At 36.3% G+C, this 16,633-nt stretch carries 18 protein-coding genes; all 18 read right to left on the reverse strand.

Annotated features, from left to right (window positions below; all coding sequences use genetic code 11):
* A complete protein-coding gene (locus ACTQ48_RS09490; protein ID WP_441570733.1) occupies positions 1-2,793 on the reverse strand; it encodes a phage tail spike protein in 2,793 nt (930 codons plus the stop codon).
* Positions 2,790-3,524: a tail protein gene (locus tag ACTQ48_RS09495; protein ID WP_002364482.1), complete on the reverse strand. Its 735-nt coding sequence runs from the start codon at positions 3,522-3,524 to the stop codon at positions 2,790-2,792. The genes ACTQ48_RS09490 and ACTQ48_RS09495 overlap by 4 nt, the downstream gene beginning before the upstream one ends.
* Complete coding sequence (locus ACTQ48_RS09500) at positions 3,514-6,438, reverse strand: tape measure protein (protein WP_441570735.1); 2,925 nt, start codon at positions 6,436-6,438, stop codon at positions 3,514-3,516. Before ACTQ48_RS09500 ends, ACTQ48_RS09495 begins: the two co-directional genes overlap by 11 nt.
* Before the next feature lie 221 nt (positions 6,439-6,659).
* Entirely contained in the window at positions 6,660-7,013 is a 354-nt protein-coding gene (gene gpG / locus ACTQ48_RS09505; RefSeq protein WP_002364485.1) for a phage tail assembly chaperone G, read from the reverse strand.
* Positions 7,014-7,065: 52 nt separating this feature from the next.
* Positions 7,066-7,908 carry a major tail protein gene (locus tag ACTQ48_RS09510; protein ID WP_441570737.1) on the reverse strand — a complete coding sequence of 281 codons (843 nt, stop codon included), beginning with the start codon at positions 7,906-7,908 and terminating at the stop codon, positions 7,066-7,068.
* Entirely contained in the window at positions 7,909-8,283 is a 375-nt protein-coding gene (locus ACTQ48_RS09515; protein ID WP_141426554.1) for a phage tail terminator family protein, read from the reverse strand.
* 3 nt (positions 8,284-8,286) lie between these two features.
* Positions 8,287-8,685 carry an HK97 gp10 family phage protein gene (locus tag ACTQ48_RS09520; protein ID WP_002402415.1) on the reverse strand — a complete coding sequence of 133 codons (399 nt, stop codon included), beginning with the start codon at positions 8,683-8,685 and terminating at the stop codon, positions 8,287-8,289.
* On the reverse strand, positions 8,672-9,055 hold the full coding sequence (locus ACTQ48_RS09525; RefSeq protein WP_142959626.1) for a hypothetical protein: 384 nt from the start codon (positions 9,053-9,055) through the stop codon (positions 8,672-8,674). The genes ACTQ48_RS09520 and ACTQ48_RS09525 overlap by 14 nt, the downstream gene beginning before the upstream one ends.
* Complete coding sequence (locus tag ACTQ48_RS09530) at positions 9,052-9,396, reverse strand: hypothetical protein (protein ID WP_002395886.1); 345 nt, start codon at positions 9,394-9,396, stop codon at positions 9,052-9,054. Before ACTQ48_RS09530 ends, ACTQ48_RS09525 begins: the two co-directional genes overlap by 4 nt.
* 8 nt (positions 9,397-9,404) lie before the next feature.
* Positions 9,405-9,641 carry a hypothetical protein gene (locus tag ACTQ48_RS09535; protein WP_002402418.1) on the reverse strand — a complete coding sequence of 79 codons (237 nt, stop codon included), beginning with the start codon at positions 9,639-9,641 and terminating at the stop codon, positions 9,405-9,407.
* A gap of 23 nt (positions 9,642-9,664) precedes the next feature.
* On the reverse strand, positions 9,665-10,567 hold the full coding sequence (locus ACTQ48_RS09540; protein WP_202570699.1) for an SU10 major capsid protein: 903 nt from the start codon (positions 10,565-10,567) through the stop codon (positions 9,665-9,667).
* Positions 10,568-10,580: 13 nt separating this feature from the next.
* Positions 10,581-11,210 carry a capsid assembly scaffolding protein Gp46 family protein gene (locus ACTQ48_RS09545; RefSeq protein ID WP_142959624.1) on the reverse strand — a complete coding sequence of 210 codons (630 nt, stop codon included), beginning with the start codon at positions 11,208-11,210 and terminating at the stop codon, positions 10,581-10,583.
* A 218-nt stretch (positions 11,211-11,428) separates the two neighbouring features.
* Entirely contained in the window at positions 11,429-11,749 is a 321-nt protein-coding gene (locus ACTQ48_RS09550; RefSeq protein ID WP_441549905.1) for a hypothetical protein, read from the reverse strand.
* A 2-nt stretch (positions 11,750-11,751) separates the two neighbouring features.
* Positions 11,752-12,798, reverse strand: a complete 1,047-nt coding sequence (locus ACTQ48_RS09555; protein WP_441570739.1) for a hypothetical protein — start codon at positions 12,796-12,798, stop codon at positions 11,752-11,754.
* On the reverse strand, positions 12,773-14,248 hold the full coding sequence (locus tag ACTQ48_RS09560) for a phage portal protein (protein ID WP_441570741.1): 1,476 nt from the start codon (positions 14,246-14,248) through the stop codon (positions 12,773-12,775). The genes ACTQ48_RS09555 and ACTQ48_RS09560 overlap by 26 nt, the downstream gene beginning before the upstream one ends.
* 12 nt (positions 14,249-14,260) lie before the next feature.
* On the reverse strand, positions 14,261-15,538 hold the full coding sequence (locus ACTQ48_RS09565) for a PBSX family phage terminase large subunit (RefSeq protein ID WP_173944846.1): 1,278 nt from the start codon (positions 15,536-15,538) through the stop codon (positions 14,261-14,263).
* A complete protein-coding gene (locus ACTQ48_RS09570; protein ID WP_002405234.1) occupies positions 15,525-15,986 on the reverse strand; it encodes a terminase small subunit in 462 nt (153 codons plus the stop codon). The genes ACTQ48_RS09565 and ACTQ48_RS09570 overlap by 14 nt, the downstream gene beginning before the upstream one ends.
* Positions 15,987-16,055: 69 nt before the next feature.
* Positions 16,056-16,421: a hypothetical protein gene (locus tag ACTQ48_RS09575; RefSeq protein WP_002404563.1), complete on the reverse strand. Its 366-nt coding sequence runs from the start codon at positions 16,419-16,421 to the stop codon at positions 16,056-16,058.
* Positions 16,422-16,633: the final 212 nt, after the last annotated feature.

Raw genomic sequence — 16,633 nt, forward strand, 5'->3', positions numbered from 1 at the left:
TTATTTTGGTGGGATAACAATCGATTGAATCGAATTAGCAAAATATAATCGGTCATATTTTGCGACAATTTGCCCTTGCTCGGCGTTCTGTTCTATGGTTTGGATACGTCCATTATTTAAGCCGTAAATCACGCCCGTGTGACCATATGTTGGGTCTACTGTCCAACCTGTTCCCCATTGGCCACCTCGTCTAATATTGACGATTGCTCCTACTACTAAATCTTGATACGTTGGATTTTGGATTACTCGCCAACCTACCGCATTCCAATCATATGCTTCACCAATATCTGCAGCAGATGATGTATCACCAATTACATGTGAAAAGCCATAAATTGTTCCTGCACCTAAACCGCAGCCGCCCATAAAACCAGAATATTCGGCTGGAACTGCATAACATTGGCCATTACCTAACCATTTCCCCATTAAGGTCTCTAAATGCTCTATCCCAGCTTTTCCTGTCGCAGTAGAAGCTTTCAAATCTTTAAATTTGTCATACCACGTTTGCGCATAGGTTTGTCTTTCAGGGTGAGCAGCCGCTGGTCGTTCAAAGTTTAATTCAAACGCATACGCTGCTGTTTTTGGTGAGCTGACAACTTTAAATTCATCTACTGTTAACGGATCAACTTGTCCTAACCATTGACCATTAAACATACACCAGTTAATCAATTGTGCCTGAGCGAATGAAGTCCTGTAGTCTTGTTTGATACCAGCGGCAGCAATTAAGCGTTGTACATATTCTCGACCATTCCAAGTTGGTGCGCCTACCAATGGATATGCTGAACCGTCCCATTGAACCCATCCGTAAGCTGGACCGCCTATTTGTTCGGTATCTGGGTTCATACTTGGACCAACTTCTCCTTGTACATTTCCGAGGATACCTGCAGCTGCTGCTTTGCTGTATCCGTTAGCTAATAGGTAACTCCATAAGTCCCAAGCAAATTTATCTGCATCGCTTGTAACTTCGGATGGATAACCACCTGTACCAGCTCCAGAACCGCCACCACCATTTTGACCAGGTATAACTTCTTTGCCGCCCACAATCAATCGATCAACTGTCAAAATTGCTTTACTTCCATTTGGACCAAAAAAGTTAAAATTATTTCCAACAAAAAACTGTGTAGGACCAGTAATTAAATGTCCTGTGCCTGATTGGTTAGACAAACCAATAATTTTTTGGGGATTATCTGCGACTAATAGTAATGAATTCCCATCAGAAACTACAGGATTTCCATTTTTATCTGCTAACCCTGGAAAAGGATTTCCCTTTGTTCCCATCGTGCCAACGTGACTATTACCATTCCAAAACTCCATCCCTTTTTTAGTTAATTCCATGATTTTTTTCTTATTATTCCAAGCTTGTAAAGTACCATTTACCATACGTAAAATATCTCCACAGCTATTAAATGATGTTTCAAAAATATTAGATTTTATTTTGCCAGCTCCTATAAAGTCCGCATTCAATACTCCATTAATTCCCCATGCATTTTTAAATGGACCTTTCCAACCAGTTCTTGAGAATCCAATTCCTTTGTGATTAATTGCAATCACATCTTTTGCAGTATCCGTGGATTCCGTATCTAAGTAATAATGGGTGTTAGGTCGATTTTTAGGATACTGACGTATACTTCCGCCTTCAACACCGTTAATCAAATCAGTAATATAATCTACAAAATCACTCATATACTCTTTTTTTGTCAATGTTTTTATAGCTTCTTGAAAGTCTTGACTTTGTTGTTTATAAAAAGCAACTTGGATATCTCCCGCAGTGATTTTTATTGTTTTTTCTGCTAAAGCATCATAGACAATTCCTGTAACCTTCGTTTGAATGTCAATATCATAAAGCTTGTGATACACCGTGAACGTATCGAATAAATTATAGTTTCTCATTTTCGAAAATTCTTTTGCTTCTTCTGAATCTGTGAGTTTCTCAATTTCTAGTTCAATAGAAACCTTAGGCTTATCACTTCCTGGATACAATGTAGTGAAGTATTTACCTGCCACTTTATTTAAGCTAGATAAATCTTTTACTCCTTGATCTTCAGTGAACTGAACGTATTGAGCGTAAACATCTGGATATTTGTTGATATATTCGCTCTTAACCGCATCTCCATAAATCCGTTGAGAAGTTCCGTCTGCACCACTTTGAAGCTCTGCAAATGGTAAAACTTTAGTAACAATTGATTGCCAATCAAATTTAATGGTTAATCCTTTTAAATCTTTACCATAACGAACAGTTCCAACGTTATCTCGTCCTCTACGTCTTAACAAAGATAATTTGAAAGGTTCTCGTTTGATTTCTCCACCCCAATATTGAAGCAAAGAACCTTGTTCACCAGCAATACAATTAAGTACGTTTCTAGCTTCGAATACCGTACTAGAAGCTGTGTTAATATCAGAATAAAGTTTGATATCGCATGGCTCGTCCATGTTCTGTTCGATTAATCTCATAGCTTCTGCACCATTACGATTATCAACTGTTACTAGCCTTACTTGTCTGTTTCCTAGTTTATAAGTACGAGATTGAGCATAAATGACAATACTATTAGTAAACGTATCTTTAAACGTTTGTTTGATCTCGAAAATGTGGTATTCTTCTAAGTCATTCGGCTTTGCTTTAATCTGATAGCCATTTTCAAAATAATCACTAAATCTGCTAATCGCTGGATAGTCCATTTCTAGTTCATATTTTCCGTTTGCTTCTTCAGTGATTTCGCAACGTGTCGCATCAATAAGACGTCCTAAGCCGTTTGTTGTAAAATCTTTTTCTCCAGGTTTAAAAATAACTGGAATCAAACTTTTCGCCTCCAATTAGGCTGAACCTTAAACTCTGTTACTTTTCCAGTCCAGCGAAAATTATTTTCTCCACTTTTTAAAATTGGGTAATCTTTGAAAAGTGTTTTATGATCCAAGATTTCAAACGCTCCACCTGATTTTCGATAAGCTTCTTGTTTTTCTGAATCAATAATGATATCTCCATCTATAGCTTTTAATGCATATTCCTGATTATTGATGAAAAAAGAAATATCCCCAGAACCCAAAATCTGAATAGTAGGTTCTGAAGGATATTTTTCTGTGTTTATTAATTGTTTAGGATTACTTGTCCAATATTGGCCAATACGATTTTTTTTGAAAGGTCGAATACTTACAGTAAACTCAAAAGGAATTAAAACCCCTGTTTTTCTTGTTCCTGTAAACTTTGGCGGACTTGTTACGATGGCTTGATAGATGTAATGTTCATCAAAATAGACGATAAAGTCTGAGTAGTTTCCCATATCGAGCCAAAACGAGATTTCATCTTCTAAGAAAGATACTTCTTGTAAATTTCTTGCTTTCGCATAGCATGTAATGGTGCGTTCTACATTTTTATAATACTCAAAATCAACAGCTATTGAATCATTACCCATTCGCTCCCTAAGCTCTACTACACGTCCAGCAGAAAGTCGTTCAGGTCTTTCTCTCATAAACACATTAAATTCAGAGCTATGTTTTCCATTAAGAAAAAACTGACCTCTTTTAAATTCCACCAAAAGCACCTCCTACTGCATCGCTATCTCTATTTTTGACAACTTGAATGTATTTAACTAATTTTTGAGCCATACTCATTAATTGCTTATCATCTAATTCACCCATTGCTTGTAAATTAATGTTAAAGGTATCGCCGCCAACTGTAGTTGTAGCGTTGCTGTTGTTCTTATCTGATTTAGATGTTTGAGATTCCCGTTGATTAACATATCTGCCTGTGACAGAAAAGTCCGGTAATTCTGTTGGTAAATCAGCCATATTTTTAACAGATTTATCCAAAGTTCCTTTTTCTTGGTCAATGCCATCCACAACACCCAACACGATATTTTTACCTATCATGTCACGCATCCAACGTGAAGGAGAATGAATTTTCAAAGCTCCTTTAATCCCATCCTTAATATTCCCAGCAACTTCTTTAATTTTTTTTCCAACAGCACCAATCATGGACCCGATACCATCGACCAAACCTTGAATAATGTTTTTACCAATTTCAAATAAATCAACATGTTTTAAATCTTCAAAAGTTTGTTTTACATTCGACACTGTATCACTGACACTTCTTGTGAGATTATTCCATGCGTTTTTAGCACCTTGTACCATGTTGTTGAAGGTATTGATTGTTCCTTGCTTCAAATTTTCCCAACCGTTAATAGCACCATCTTTTATTCCTACCACAAGATCGACAATCCACTGTTTGAAATTGGTCCATGTATCTTTTGACCATTGAACAGTTGCATTAAATGTATCAATGGTTCCTTGTTTTAGGTTGTTCCAGCCATCGATCACACCATTTTTAATGTTTTCTACTGTTTCAAAAAACCAAGTTTTCAAACTTTCCCATATTCTAATTGCTTCAAATTTAATATTTATCCACGTTTCGATGATAGAATATTTAATTTCAATCCAAACGTTGATTGCTCCATATTTGATGTCAATCCAAAGTAAGGTGAAAAATAACTTCACATCAATCCAAATCTTTTTAATTGTCAACATCAATCCATTAAAAATAGAAGTGACTGAATAGGAAATAGCTGTGACAGTGTTATAAAAGATATTTTTAATGCCAAACCATATTGTTTGAGCTGCTTCAGCAATATTATCCCAAACGGCAATCATGTTCTCTTTTGCTTCTTCCCACCCACCTGTAATCATTGATGTGATGAAAAGAATTGGAGCTAATAGAACATTTTTTAGAATGGTGACGACATTTTCAGCGATCATTTTGACATTTTCAATGTTCGCTTTCATAGCGTTAACAACCATTTTAAACGCATTTTTGATTCCTGTTACATATGGACCAATATATTTCCAAACAAAATCAAATGCTGTTGTGAAAACATCTGATATTGATTTTCCAACAGCATTAAACCAATCTTTCACATTATCAAAGCCATTTTTAAAACTTTCTCCAACACTTTTAGCACTGTCAGCAGCACTTTGTTTAATATTTTCCCATGTATTTTTTGAGCCTTCTTTTGTTGAATTCCAAAGTCCACTGAAAAATTCCTTGGTACCGTTCCACTTATTTTTAACCCAGTCGGCTGCATTTCCAGGTGCTTCTTTCATCCATGTACCAGCATTTGAAAAAGCTTCTTTTGTGCCATCCCACATATTGCTGAAGAATTCCATTGTCGAATCCCAAGCTTTTACAACTACATCAGCAGCGCTTGAAATGACCTCCTGTATGTTTTTCCAAATGTTTTTAACAGCATCTCTAAAACCTTCATTGGTTTTCCAAAGATAAATAAACGCTGTGACTAACCCTACTACAGCAGTTAAGATTGCAACAAAAGGATTTGATAGCATTGTCTTATTTAAAATTGCTTGAGCTATCGAAAGTGCTTCTGTACCTTCCCTCCAAGCTTTAAATGCTGCATTCACTTTATTCACAAGCATCAACGTACCAATGCTACCAGCTAAACCTGCAAGCAACGGTGCATAAGGTTTTAACGTATCATACAATGTTTTAACTGTCTTTATCATTGGCGGAATCATTTCAGCAAACTTAGATAAAGCCGCTTCCATCTTTGTGCCTTTATCAGCAATGATTTCGCTTATACTTCCAAAGCCCGCACTTTTTAAGCCTTCGTCAATTTTAGTTACAACATTGGCCACGCCACGAACGATCGCAGTTTTCATGTTGGCCAATCCGGTTTTAATCCCCGCAGTAGAGTCTTTAGCAATCTGTTCTAATGATTTAAGACCTCCACCGCCCTCTTTATTCAATTTAATTAGAGAGTCTTGGAATTCTTCAACTGAAATTGAACCATCAGAGAGACCTTCTTTCATCTGACCAGCAGTTAACCCCATTTGTTTCGCTAAAGCATTCAACGCTGGACCCAAACCACTGTTAATCATTGAGTTCCAAGTTTGCGCATCTACTTTACCATTTGAGAACGATTGGGACAGCTGGATAATAGCATTGTCTACCATCTCTGCAGACCCACCAAAGCCGAGGATACCATTATTTAAAGCTGCGAAAATCTGTTCTGATTTTCCTAAGTCATTTGTAGACGAAGCAATTAATTGAACACCTTTAATTGCGCTGTCTAAAGGTGTAGGTAACCCTTGGATACTCTTCTTTAAGCTATCCATTGTCTTTGATGTTTCACCAGCTGAAAAACCCATATTTTCAAATACACGGTTTGCGTTATTTAACGTATCCACGCGATTAATGGCCCCATCGATGTTGCTGGTAATCAGCCCAATTCCTTTTGAAATAATTTTAGTTGCTCCACTGGCTAAAAAGTTACCAACAAATGACGTCCAAATAGATCCAAGAGAGCGGCCGCCTTTTTGTCCTGTTCTGTCAACCTCTCCATCAAAACCTTGCAACTTTTTTACTGCCGAATTTAGACCTTGGGAGAATCCTGATTCATCTAGTATCATTTTTAAGACTAAGTCTTCATTGTTCAATAAGTACCCCCTCCCTTCTTAGAACATTGTGTGTTCATCAAGGAATTTAAGTTCTTCAAATTCTTTAACAGCATCTCTGAACGCATAAAGCTTCATAAGTTCGTTCAAGTCTGTATTCTCAATTTCGTTTAGTGTCCACCCATTTTCAAGCAGTGCAATTTTTAACTCTGCCTCTCTGTATTGAGGACTAAATTTAAAATGAGGATGATAAAGGAGATCTGTTACTTTTTTTTCTGATCAGAATAAACTGCATCATAACCGCTAGAAACAGACCCTAATAGTTGCCCCGTAATTTTTAAGATTTCACGTGCATCCATTCCGTCAAGAAATTCTTGGCCCGTAAATTGACCTTCAAAAATAACTTTTGCGATAAAGTCATAACACTTACGCAAGACAGGCCGAATTTCCTCCATGTCGTTTGTTTTGACGATTTCTTCTAGTTCTACTTGTAATTCTGTCGCATCTTCCATAACAGATCCTGGTAACATTTCAGCAGATTTAAATTGTTTAGTGGTGAAATTGCCTTCTTCATCTTTCAAGTAAAGTTTAATTGTTGTTTGTAATTTGCTTGCCATTTTTTTATTCCTCCATATAAATAGGACGACACTTGGCCGTCCTTAAATTTTATTATGCATTAACTGTTACGCTGCATTCAGCTTTATGGTTGCCATCTTCAGTAGTGACAACAACAGTTGTGGTTCCTGCTGTTACTGCTGTAACTTTTCCTTGCACAGGTGTTACTGTTGCAATTGAAGTATCATTTGATTTGAATGAATAGTTTTTGTTTGTTGCGTTTTCAGGTACGATTGTTGGCGTTAGAGTTGCAGTTTCACCAACGGTTAGAACTAATTCCGTTTTATCTAAAGTTACACCACTGACAGGATTTGTAGACTCTTCACGTGGATTAGTAACCGTAGTAAACCAATTTTTGATCATATCTAAGTCAACACCTTCATCGTCTTCATCGACTGAATACATGTATCCGACACCAGGAACATCAACAAATGAACCTGTCCACTCTGGATGAGTGTAAGATACTGAACTACCTTCTAGAGTTGATGATTCATCAGAAGTCAATGCAAATTTGCCTTTATAAAAAATTGTGTAGCGATATTTACCATTTGATTTACGACGGCGATAAGCAAATGCTCCATCTGGTGCAATATCATCTGCGGATCGTAAAACACCGCCTTTCAATTTTTCACCACCCGTAATTTCAGCTAAAACTTCATTCTGGTATCCATTTGTTTCCAAAGTAACTTCTGCACCGCCAAATGCAACGTACTGATCTTGAACTACACTATCGCCATAGTCAGGCGTTGTTTCTGTTGTAACATCTGGTTTAATACTTACTGCAGTCCCGATTGTTGTTGGCTCTCCGTAGATTGGGAAAGTACCTGTGTCATCTGTTAGTGGGAACCAGGTTGGTTTCTCCACAGAAATGACACTTACATTTTTTTTAACTGCCATCTATTCTTCACTCCATTCGATTAATTGAGGAAAAGCAACATTAAAATTAACATGTTGAATTCCGTCTGTTTTAAATGTCTGATAATCTTCTGAAAATAGTTCATTTTCATCTAAATTCAAAACATTAAAAAAAGCCCCACATTTTTCTGTTAGGCTTGTTACTAATTGTTTATTTTTCTTGCTATCAACTAACGCAATATCAACGTTATATGCTTTATTCTGAACGTTTTGGCCAACATTATCAGTCAAGCTTTCTTCTACGCTTAAAACAAAATAAAACGGTTCTGACGATTGCATCACATCATCAAGATAGATAGGTGCATCCGAGAACTGTTTTATTTTGCTAGTAAGCATTTTTAAAATTTTATCGTACATACCCTATCCTTTCTTCGCGATGACAATCGCCATTTGTTTAAACCGTTTTGGAATATACGTTGCATGAGCTAATTTATAAGACTTTTGCAACATGAATCGCCCTTTTACAAATCCACCATTCTTAGTTCGGTGCCCATCGTTTACATATTTAAAATATTTTTCATTGTTAATTAAGGCACCAACGATTCTACCACTTGATGTTTTTCTAGCTTTAATGATTCTGTATCCACGTCTTAAATCACCTGTTTTAATCGGCGTAATAGGTACAATTAACTGATAAATCTTCGCTAAGGAATCATTGACCATCGCAATACCTTCTTTTTCAGCAATTGGTGTCATTTTCTTTAAATTAGCAATAACTTTGTCAGCGTTCGAGGTCATTCTAAAATCACTTTTGCTCATCGATTGCACTTCCTGTCAATGTCACTTCGATGTGACTTGGATAGTTAAAGGGTTTCTTTGCAAATAAAATATGTTTTTGACCTGTACTTTGAATGACAGTGATTCTGTCGGCCTTTTTCACATCTACATCAGGCATTAAAAACAATTTTTGATCTTCGTAAGTGATATTAAAGGTACCTTTGTTTTCAACAACTGGTAAGCTTCCAGCGCTACCCAGTCCACTTTGGGAAAGAGCACACTTTAATTTACCTCCGTGGATCGGTGAATACCCTTGCTCAGTGATGCCTGTTTCAGAATTTTCAATATCGTTCATTCTTTCAATGACACAAGTGTCAAGATAGGTCATTGCCAAAATATCCGCTTCATTCAATAGAAAAACACCCCACTATCACAGCCAATTAAACGTTTAATAGTGTCGCTGTAATTGCCAAGCAACGCTGTTATACTCTGCTGCGTAGTTGCATAGCTAATAGATGTATCACCGCGCTTAATGCTAGTTACAGCTTGTTCCGTTTCACTTTTAAGTGACTGATATAGAATTTCAATTACAAGCGAGGTAAGTAAATCCCAATCAATTTCAATCTTACATGTATTGTAAGATCCGATTTCCAAAAGAACTAGGTCTAAGACAGACGAAATACGCTCTTTTGAAACATTAGGTAGCATTTTTGAAACTTTTTCTATAATTACTTTTTTTTGTTCGTCTGTCATATAATCACCTAAATTTCTGTTAAATCTGCAGCTTCTTCTAAAATTGCAATAGCTTTTTTATCAGAAACACTCACTTCGATTTTTCCGTCAACTGCTGTAATAAATTTACGTGTTTCAGGATGAACAAAACCAACGAAATTTTTATTTTTTAAAACTTTGAATGTTTTTGTTGCAGGTTTCACTTCTTCAGTTACTTCTTTTGTCTCTTCGATTACTTCTTCTTTGACCTCTGACTTTTTAACCATAATTATTCTCCTTTACTTTTTAATTATTCACCCCGGGCTGCAGTTGCAAGGTTTAAGATTGCCCCTGAATTTGAAGCGTTGTATTCAATCGTGTATTCACCAACTAAACCAATACGTTTTGAATCAGTTGTTTTAGCTAATTCCTCTGCGCGCCATTCACGTAACGGACGTAGCTCCACATAGTTTGTATCTAACGCAATCATTGTTCCACTTGGCAGTGACGGCTCAATTAAAGCTGTACCTGATCCATAATTTGAAACAATTTTCCCTAGCTGCAATCCAAAAGCTACTTGATCTCCAAAGTTAAACACTTTAGTGCCCGCTTTATCAACTTCATCGGTCATTAAATCAACCATATCAGTCGAAACCAGACATAGTTTTTCTCCTGCATAACCTTTGTCAAACATAGTTTTAAACATTTTATCCACATCTTTACGTGTTACTGCATCAGCTGCAGACGTTTTAACTAAGTTATCAGAGTTGATTAAGTTAATTACACCAGCCATTTGACGACCTTTAGTACCATTTTCATTAGCTTTTACACCAATTAATAGCTTTTTGTTCAAATCTAACTTCATTTCTAATGCACGTTGAGATACTTGATTAGCTAATTCACTACCTACCCCATTTACATTGATAGCATCTAATGTACCTGAAACAGAAGTAGATTTACGGAAAATTTCAGTGTAGTTATTGAACCATTTACGCCCTGAATCTGCATCTTTGTATTCTCCGCCTTCTAATTGTGCAGATGAATCTTCTCCATCAAGTTCTGATTCACGCCATTTGATCTCTGTAGAAGTTGCTGGACTAGTTTTACCAGCTCCCAATAACCAGCTTAGAAACGGTGTTGACGGACGTTGTAATGCATTTACCTCTTGTGAAATATCTAAGTATTCTAGATTATTTACTGTAGTTTTTTTCATTTATAAATTCCTCCTAATTAAATGCTTGTAATTTTTGACCTAATGCTTCTTTAGGATTTTCAATCGGTTGCGTTGACTGATTACCATTAGTCGCATTAGTTTGTTGCTGCTTATTACCAAAAGCTTTACCCATTTCCATGTTTTTGATGGCTTCTGCATGCTTCTCGTTGATTGTTCCTAAAACGCCTGTGAACGCTTCTACAGCTTTCTGTGTGAATTCTGTATCTGAACTAACTAAAGTGTTCAACATGAACTGGGAAACTGAATCTTTCAACTCTTTATCAAGCTCTAATCCTGCAATTTGTTCAGCAACAAAAGCTTTATTTTCGTTCGAACGGCTCTTAGCTTTCTCTGCTTCAAACTCAGCTTTTAATTTCTCAAGTTCTAGCTGTTCTGGTGTTTTGTTCTTTTTAGCTTCTTCATATTGCTTCACAGCTTCCTGTTTTAGCTTATCAAGGTTATTCTGTTTCCAAGCTTCTAATTGTTTGTCTGCAGCACTTTGTGATTGAGATTGAATGAATTTCTGTGCATCTTCATTCGATTCGACAAATGCTTTAAAATCATCAATAGTGAACTCTGGTTCATTTCCCCCACCATCAGCAAACATCTGCAAATTCATTGGTAATAATTTTTTTGTTTTCATTTTGTTTCTCCTTTCGCCCCGCGATTCGTTTGTACGCCCCGCATTGCTTTAGATTTATTTATTGCGCCCCACCATTCAATCAAGCCCAGCATTGCGCTAGTTTTACGTCATTTCGGACAAAATAAAAAGCCTAACTTTCGTCAGACGTTAATTGCTCTTCTTCTCTTAGTAAATGCTCTTCATAATCTGCATCTAAGTAATCATAGGGATCCATCTAATCACTCCCAATTCTTGTGAACCAATTCAGCACCTAGCATTTGATAATCAGTGACAGCATCTTTTACATTTTGCAGAGTCCTAGACACAATCGAAATAGTTAATTTACTTTTTTTACCTGGTAAAGAATACAAAATATCAACGTGACAATAATTACCACCCCAAACTGATTTAAGCTCATCTTTGACGATATTACCGTTGCCGTCTCTCAAAGTGTGTTTGGTTAAGTATCGTTCGTTTTCTTGTTCAAAAGCTTTTTTATAGGATTTTTCTGTACCATTCGTAACTTCTAGATTTAATACTGCTTCAAATAATCCTTTCATTGCTATCCTCCTCTCCTATTTAATTTTATTCCCCAATTATTATTAGCGAATTCATCCAACAAATGACCAAACATTTCCTCGTATAATTTATCTATATCATCACTAATTTCAGGGATAATTGGTATTTCAGTACAACGACAACGTCCATGATACGGTGGATGCCAATCGTCTTTAATCTCTTTTCCGTGACGTCCACCACAAATAAAGCAAACACGCTCATCTTCTGCCGACCAGCTTTGTGTTTGCTTAACACCTACATCCTTTAGCGATTTTCTTACACCCTCTACAGCAAAATGGGAATATTCCGTTCTAACAAGATTTTCAATCGATCGATTAAACTTTCCCTGCTCTAACTTAAACATGCCGCTAATAACACCATCGTTTTTCATCGTTCTAAGAGCTTCTAAAACACCTTCACCACTTGCCAATGAATTAATAATGGAATTGCTCAAACGTTGCTCTAGAGATGATATATTGCCCCACAAGCGAGATGAAAATGTTTTTCCACTCCACGGATAGTTCATGATGTTTTCTAGTTCATTCCTAGTTAAACCAGGAGCAGAGCCGCCTAATAACTGCATCAACGCATTAGAATTAGAATTGTAGATTCGTTTTGTAATGTTTTCTAAGTCGTTATTAAATTTACCGTTAACGTCGCTTGCGATTGCTTCATCAGCTAGCGTTGAAAAGATATCTGCTCGTAATTGTAACAAACGATTAACTTTCGCATAGTCATAGGACGGAAAATATTCATCAATGAATTGCTTATAAGCTTCATCTGATTCCATCAACTTTTCATAGTTTTTTTCGATATACTTGCGGTACTTTTCTTGGTCTTGTTTGCTAAAGTCTTCTAGCATTTCACTTTGTGTGATGTCATGTAAATCCGCTTGTGACAATAGCTGTCGTTGAATTTTAACTAAAGCACGTTCAAAAACTGATTCAAGCTCACTAAGAGTTTTCTTCTCTAGTTTCAAACGTGCTTTGTCTTCTAATTCTCGGCGTTTTTCCCAATAACGTTCACTAGCCATTGTTTTCTTCTTCGTCATTATCCGCACCGCCTAGCTTGCCGTATTCCCCGCTTGGATAGTTTTGCCCTTGTTCTAAATTCATCATGTCCGCCTCGTAATCCGGATCTTTAACGAATGGAATTTGATTAATGATAGTACGTTTTGATACATAAGGTGCTAATTTAGGTAACGCCTCAGCAAGATATCCAATATCGGTTGGTAAACTACGACTAAATGTAAACACAATTTTAGAAACATCTACTTCTAATTTATCGTTAAATTTTATAAAAGCCGCCATGGTCTCTGCAACTTCTTTTAATCCTTCTTTAAAGTACTGTTCTTTCGTGTTTGTTTTGGCTTCTAGTGCTATTATTTGCCACTTGCGAGCTTCACCAGAGCTATTGGATTTAAATACTTCATCGTTGAAGTCGATTGACTTAGTGACTGTGTAGTAAAGCTTTTTCAACTGATTAAGATGATACTCGTTGAAATCTTTGTTAATATCTTTCGTTACATAGCCAACCTTAGCTTGTGGATCTGGCAAATTAATGACGCCTAGCTGTTCCATCATCCTCTGTGCTTCTTCTTCACCTAAACGAGACCCGCTAATCATCATATACGCTAATTTAAATTGCTCTACCTCGTTTTGCTGGTCTGACAGGCTTCTATCAAATGCATCAGAAAGTTCCTCTGCTACTTCAAAATCACAATAACGGTTCGTGTTGTTTTTAAATTCTGATAGGTAGAATGTTTCTAGTGGATTATCAGTTTCTGATGTCAATTTAAATGTTTCAGCCGCATTCATTACATTTGTTTCCACATATCTGTTATACGTTAAGATTTTTTTCTTAGTAACAACTTTCATTTCTTCGAAAAATTTCTTTTGGTGTGTGTCATATTTCTCTCGAATGAAAATATCTGCATTTTCATATTTTTCGGCTCTCCATGGTTCAACATTACATGCCCACAATTGCCACTCTCCCGCAGTTTCAACGGGTTCTAACAAACGAAAAGCAACACCACAAGCGCCTTGATATCGTGCCGTGTCCGAATCCAACATTGCGAACCGCATTTCTTTAACTAATTCTGCTAGTCTATCGAATTCTTTAGGCGTTTTTATCTTCGCACTGACGTTACCTAAAAATAAATCCTTTGTTTTTTGAATTAAGGACTTCCGTTGTTCAGTAACATCATAATCCCATTTAACTGGGATACCTGTGAAATGATCAGCTGCTTGATCAACAATGGTGTTGTATAAGCCAGCGTGAAGTTTATTATTTACTTTTATAATTTTTGTGTTTGGTTTAGGTCTGCTATCAATCTCATTTTCTTCACTTGTATAAGCTTTGTATTTACGCTCTCTGTCATCAAAAAATGGCTTCATCTCTGTTATAAAGTCATTTGGATCAAACAGATCTTCGTTTATTTGCGTAGAATATTTCGTTCGTAATCTTTTATATCGATTCAACGTTAAATCACTTTGGAACAATCATTCCACCTCCTAAAATTTAATGAAACTTACGTTATTTTTCTCCATGTCTTCGCTAAAAGCATAACGAGTTGCGTCAATTGTATGATTGTCTTTGTCTTCTAAACGTGCTTTGGGGTTCCCATCTTTATCAGTTTGATAATCGATGTTTTCGAATTCTTTGGCGATTTTTGGCGTTCTTAACGGGTCGATACAAATAAATTCTAAGTCGTCTAGCCACCCCTCGCCGTACTCGACGGAATCGGGGCCTTTTTTCACACCGAAAACTCTAGGCATTCCATGTTCGCTATTCAGTTCAGCGATGGACTTAGGTTCTGCTGAATCTGCTCCAATACGTTCAGACTGGTAGCCTTTTTCTTTCGCTTTTTGGGCAAATTCACGGTTACTAATCTTAACTCCATAGATTTCATCGATGGCATAGATGCCATTTTTCTTTTTGTCATAGTGCCATCTAACAAATGCTAGCGGATCTGTAGCATAACCGAAGTCGAGGCCGTTTCTGATATTGTCAAAATTAGCCACCATTTCATCAGTTATACAGTCTTTCTCCACTTTTAAGTTACTGAATGGAACGACTCCAGAACCGATTGCTTCACCATCGTATTCCCATCTAGCACGCAAAGGATTTCTATCTCTTGCTGCCTCCACTTCTTTCAAGAATTCTCTCGAAATAAAAGGATTATCTTTATAAGTAGAGTGATGAACAAATGTATTATCAGGTTGGAAACTAGATTCATATTTTTTGTTCACCCAAGATTGTCGACGTTTTGGCGGGTTGTAACTGAAAAAGAATTTATAAAAAAGACCATTTCCTAATTCACCACGTAAAAGTGAATTGGTAATGGTCGTTACTTCATCTTCAGTTTTAAACTCGCCTAACTCCTCAATCCAGCCAATCGCAAACGGGAACCGACTATCTTTTAAAGACTTGATTCTTTCAGGATTTTGGGCACCTCTGAAAATCATATAATTACCACGAGGTATGTATGTGATTCTCAACGGCGATTTATTAAATTTAAATAGATGCGTTACCCCTTGCTGTTCAATCGCCCACTTCATTTGCTCGTAGATTGATTGTTCTAATGTATTATCAACATATCGAATGCCAACCGCATTGACAGCATACCTCATAAGTAATTGAGTAATAATATGTGCGATATCTGATGATTTACCAGAACCACGTCCACCCTTACAAACAATATTGAGTATGTCCGAATTAAGAGTGGCTCTCCATACCGAATGAAATTTTTTCGGTAATAATTCTGATAGTTTTTTCTTAACCATCATCATCACCGATATCATCAACAAATACTGGCATTTCAGTAACTTCTATTTGTTGCTTGTCAGTGAACAGCGCATGACGTTTACCAAGTAATTCCGCTGCTTTAGTCCTCTCCTCCGTGCTAGGAGTATATTCATAGCTTTTCTGATGCGTAAATATTTCCCCTTCATCATTAGTTGTTTCGGTATTATAAACACCTTTCATTTTTTCACCACGCATGGTGCTAGTGAGATACTCTAGGACTTCTTGTGCATCTGCGACTCTTTCGTTCTGCATCTTTTCTAGCTGTTCATCAATATATCGCTTCACGTTAGCATCTGTTAGCAGTCTACTTGCATTCACTCTTGCTGTGGTGTCTTTTTTTATATTTGGATATGCAACCTTATATGCTCTAGTGCCATTCATATCAATTAGCCATTCATCAGCAAAAACTTGATGTTTTGGATTCTTTATCATGTTATTCACCTCCTATGCAAAAAATAACACTTCATCGTATGCTCTGATGAAGTGTTATACAATTTTGTATTATTTTAATATCTTTTCCATCCCATAACTAGTTAAATAGTCTTTAATATCATAAAAGTTCGAATACAAATAATTATAGGAATTCTTATTATTTTGCTTAACATAAGCTTCTGATATGCCATGCTGATAAATCCTGTATAATTCGTTTTCAAAAATGGCATCAGAAACTTTTACTTTGTCGTAATACCTGTATTCTTGGTCTAAATATTGATTAATTTGTCTTAAAATATCCCTAGCTTCTTTTTTACTCCCTGAACTTACAAGTTCTTGGCCTTCATTTGCTAATCCAACATAATAATCAATATGTTCTTTTAATTCATCCACAGATATATCTTCTTTGTCAAAAGGAATAACCACTCTATCCATTTATATCACCTCCCTCTAAACTAAGTATACAATATTATTTTAGTTTATAGGGCGTTGGTCAAGTATCGAAAATTTAAAAACAATATTCAAAAAAGATATTTATAATTCGTCTCTATAAATTGATTAAAATAGCACTCGCAAACCTGTAGAAAAAAGAGAGAGGAATTCCCTCCATTCCTTTATTTTTGAGAACGTATGATTTGTGAGTGATC

Source organism: Collinsella sp. Sow4_E3, assembly GCF_052116285.1.
Taxonomy (GTDB): domain Bacteria; phylum Actinomycetota; class Coriobacteriia; order Coriobacteriales; family Coriobacteriaceae; genus Collinsella.

Coding starts and splice junctions, on each gene's coding strand:
- gpG (WP_002364485.1), bottom strand. CDS start 7,013: ATGGCAAGCAAATTACAAACAACAATTAAACTTTACTTGAAAGATGAA.
- ACTQ48_RS09510 (WP_441570737.1), bottom strand. CDS start 7,908: ATGGCAGTTAAAAAAAATGTAAGTGTCATTTCTGTGGAGAAACCAACC.
- ACTQ48_RS09515 (WP_141426554.1), bottom strand. CDS start 8,283: ATGTACGATAAAATTTTAAAAATGCTTACTAGCAAAATAAAACAGTTC.
- ACTQ48_RS09520 (WP_002402415.1), bottom strand. CDS start 8,685: ATGAGCAAAAGTGATTTTAGAATGACCTCGAACGCTGACAAAGTTATT.
- ACTQ48_RS09530 (WP_002395886.1), bottom strand. CDS start 9,396: ATGACAGACGAACAAAAAAAAGTAATTATAGAAAAAGTTTCAAAAATG.
- ACTQ48_RS09535 (WP_002402418.1), bottom strand. CDS start 9,641: ATGGTTAAAAAGTCAGAGGTCAAAGAAGAAGTAATCGAAGAGACAAAA.
- ACTQ48_RS09540 (WP_202570699.1), bottom strand. CDS start 10,567: ATGAAAAAAACTACAGTAAATAATCTAGAATACTTAGATATTTCACAA.
- ACTQ48_RS09545 (WP_142959624.1), bottom strand. CDS start 11,210: ATGAAAACAAAAAAATTATTACCAATGAATTTGCAGATGTTTGCTGAT.
- ACTQ48_RS09550 (WP_441549905.1), bottom strand. CDS start 11,749: ATGAAAGGATTATTTGAAGCAGTATTAAATCTAGAAGTTACGAATGGT.
- ACTQ48_RS09555 (WP_441570739.1), bottom strand. CDS start 12,798: ATGACGAAGAAGAAAACAATGGCTAGTGAACGTTATTGGGAAAAACGC.
- ACTQ48_RS09565 (WP_173944846.1), bottom strand. CDS start 15,538: ATGATGATGGTTAAGAAAAAACTATCAGAATTATTACCGAAAAAATTT.
- ACTQ48_RS09570 (WP_002405234.1), bottom strand. CDS start 15,986: ATGATAAAGAATCCAAAACATCAAGTTTTTGCTGATGAATGGCTAATT.
- ACTQ48_RS09575 (WP_002404563.1), bottom strand. CDS start 16,421: ATGGATAGAGTGGTTATTCCTTTTGACAAAGAAGATATATCTGTGGAT.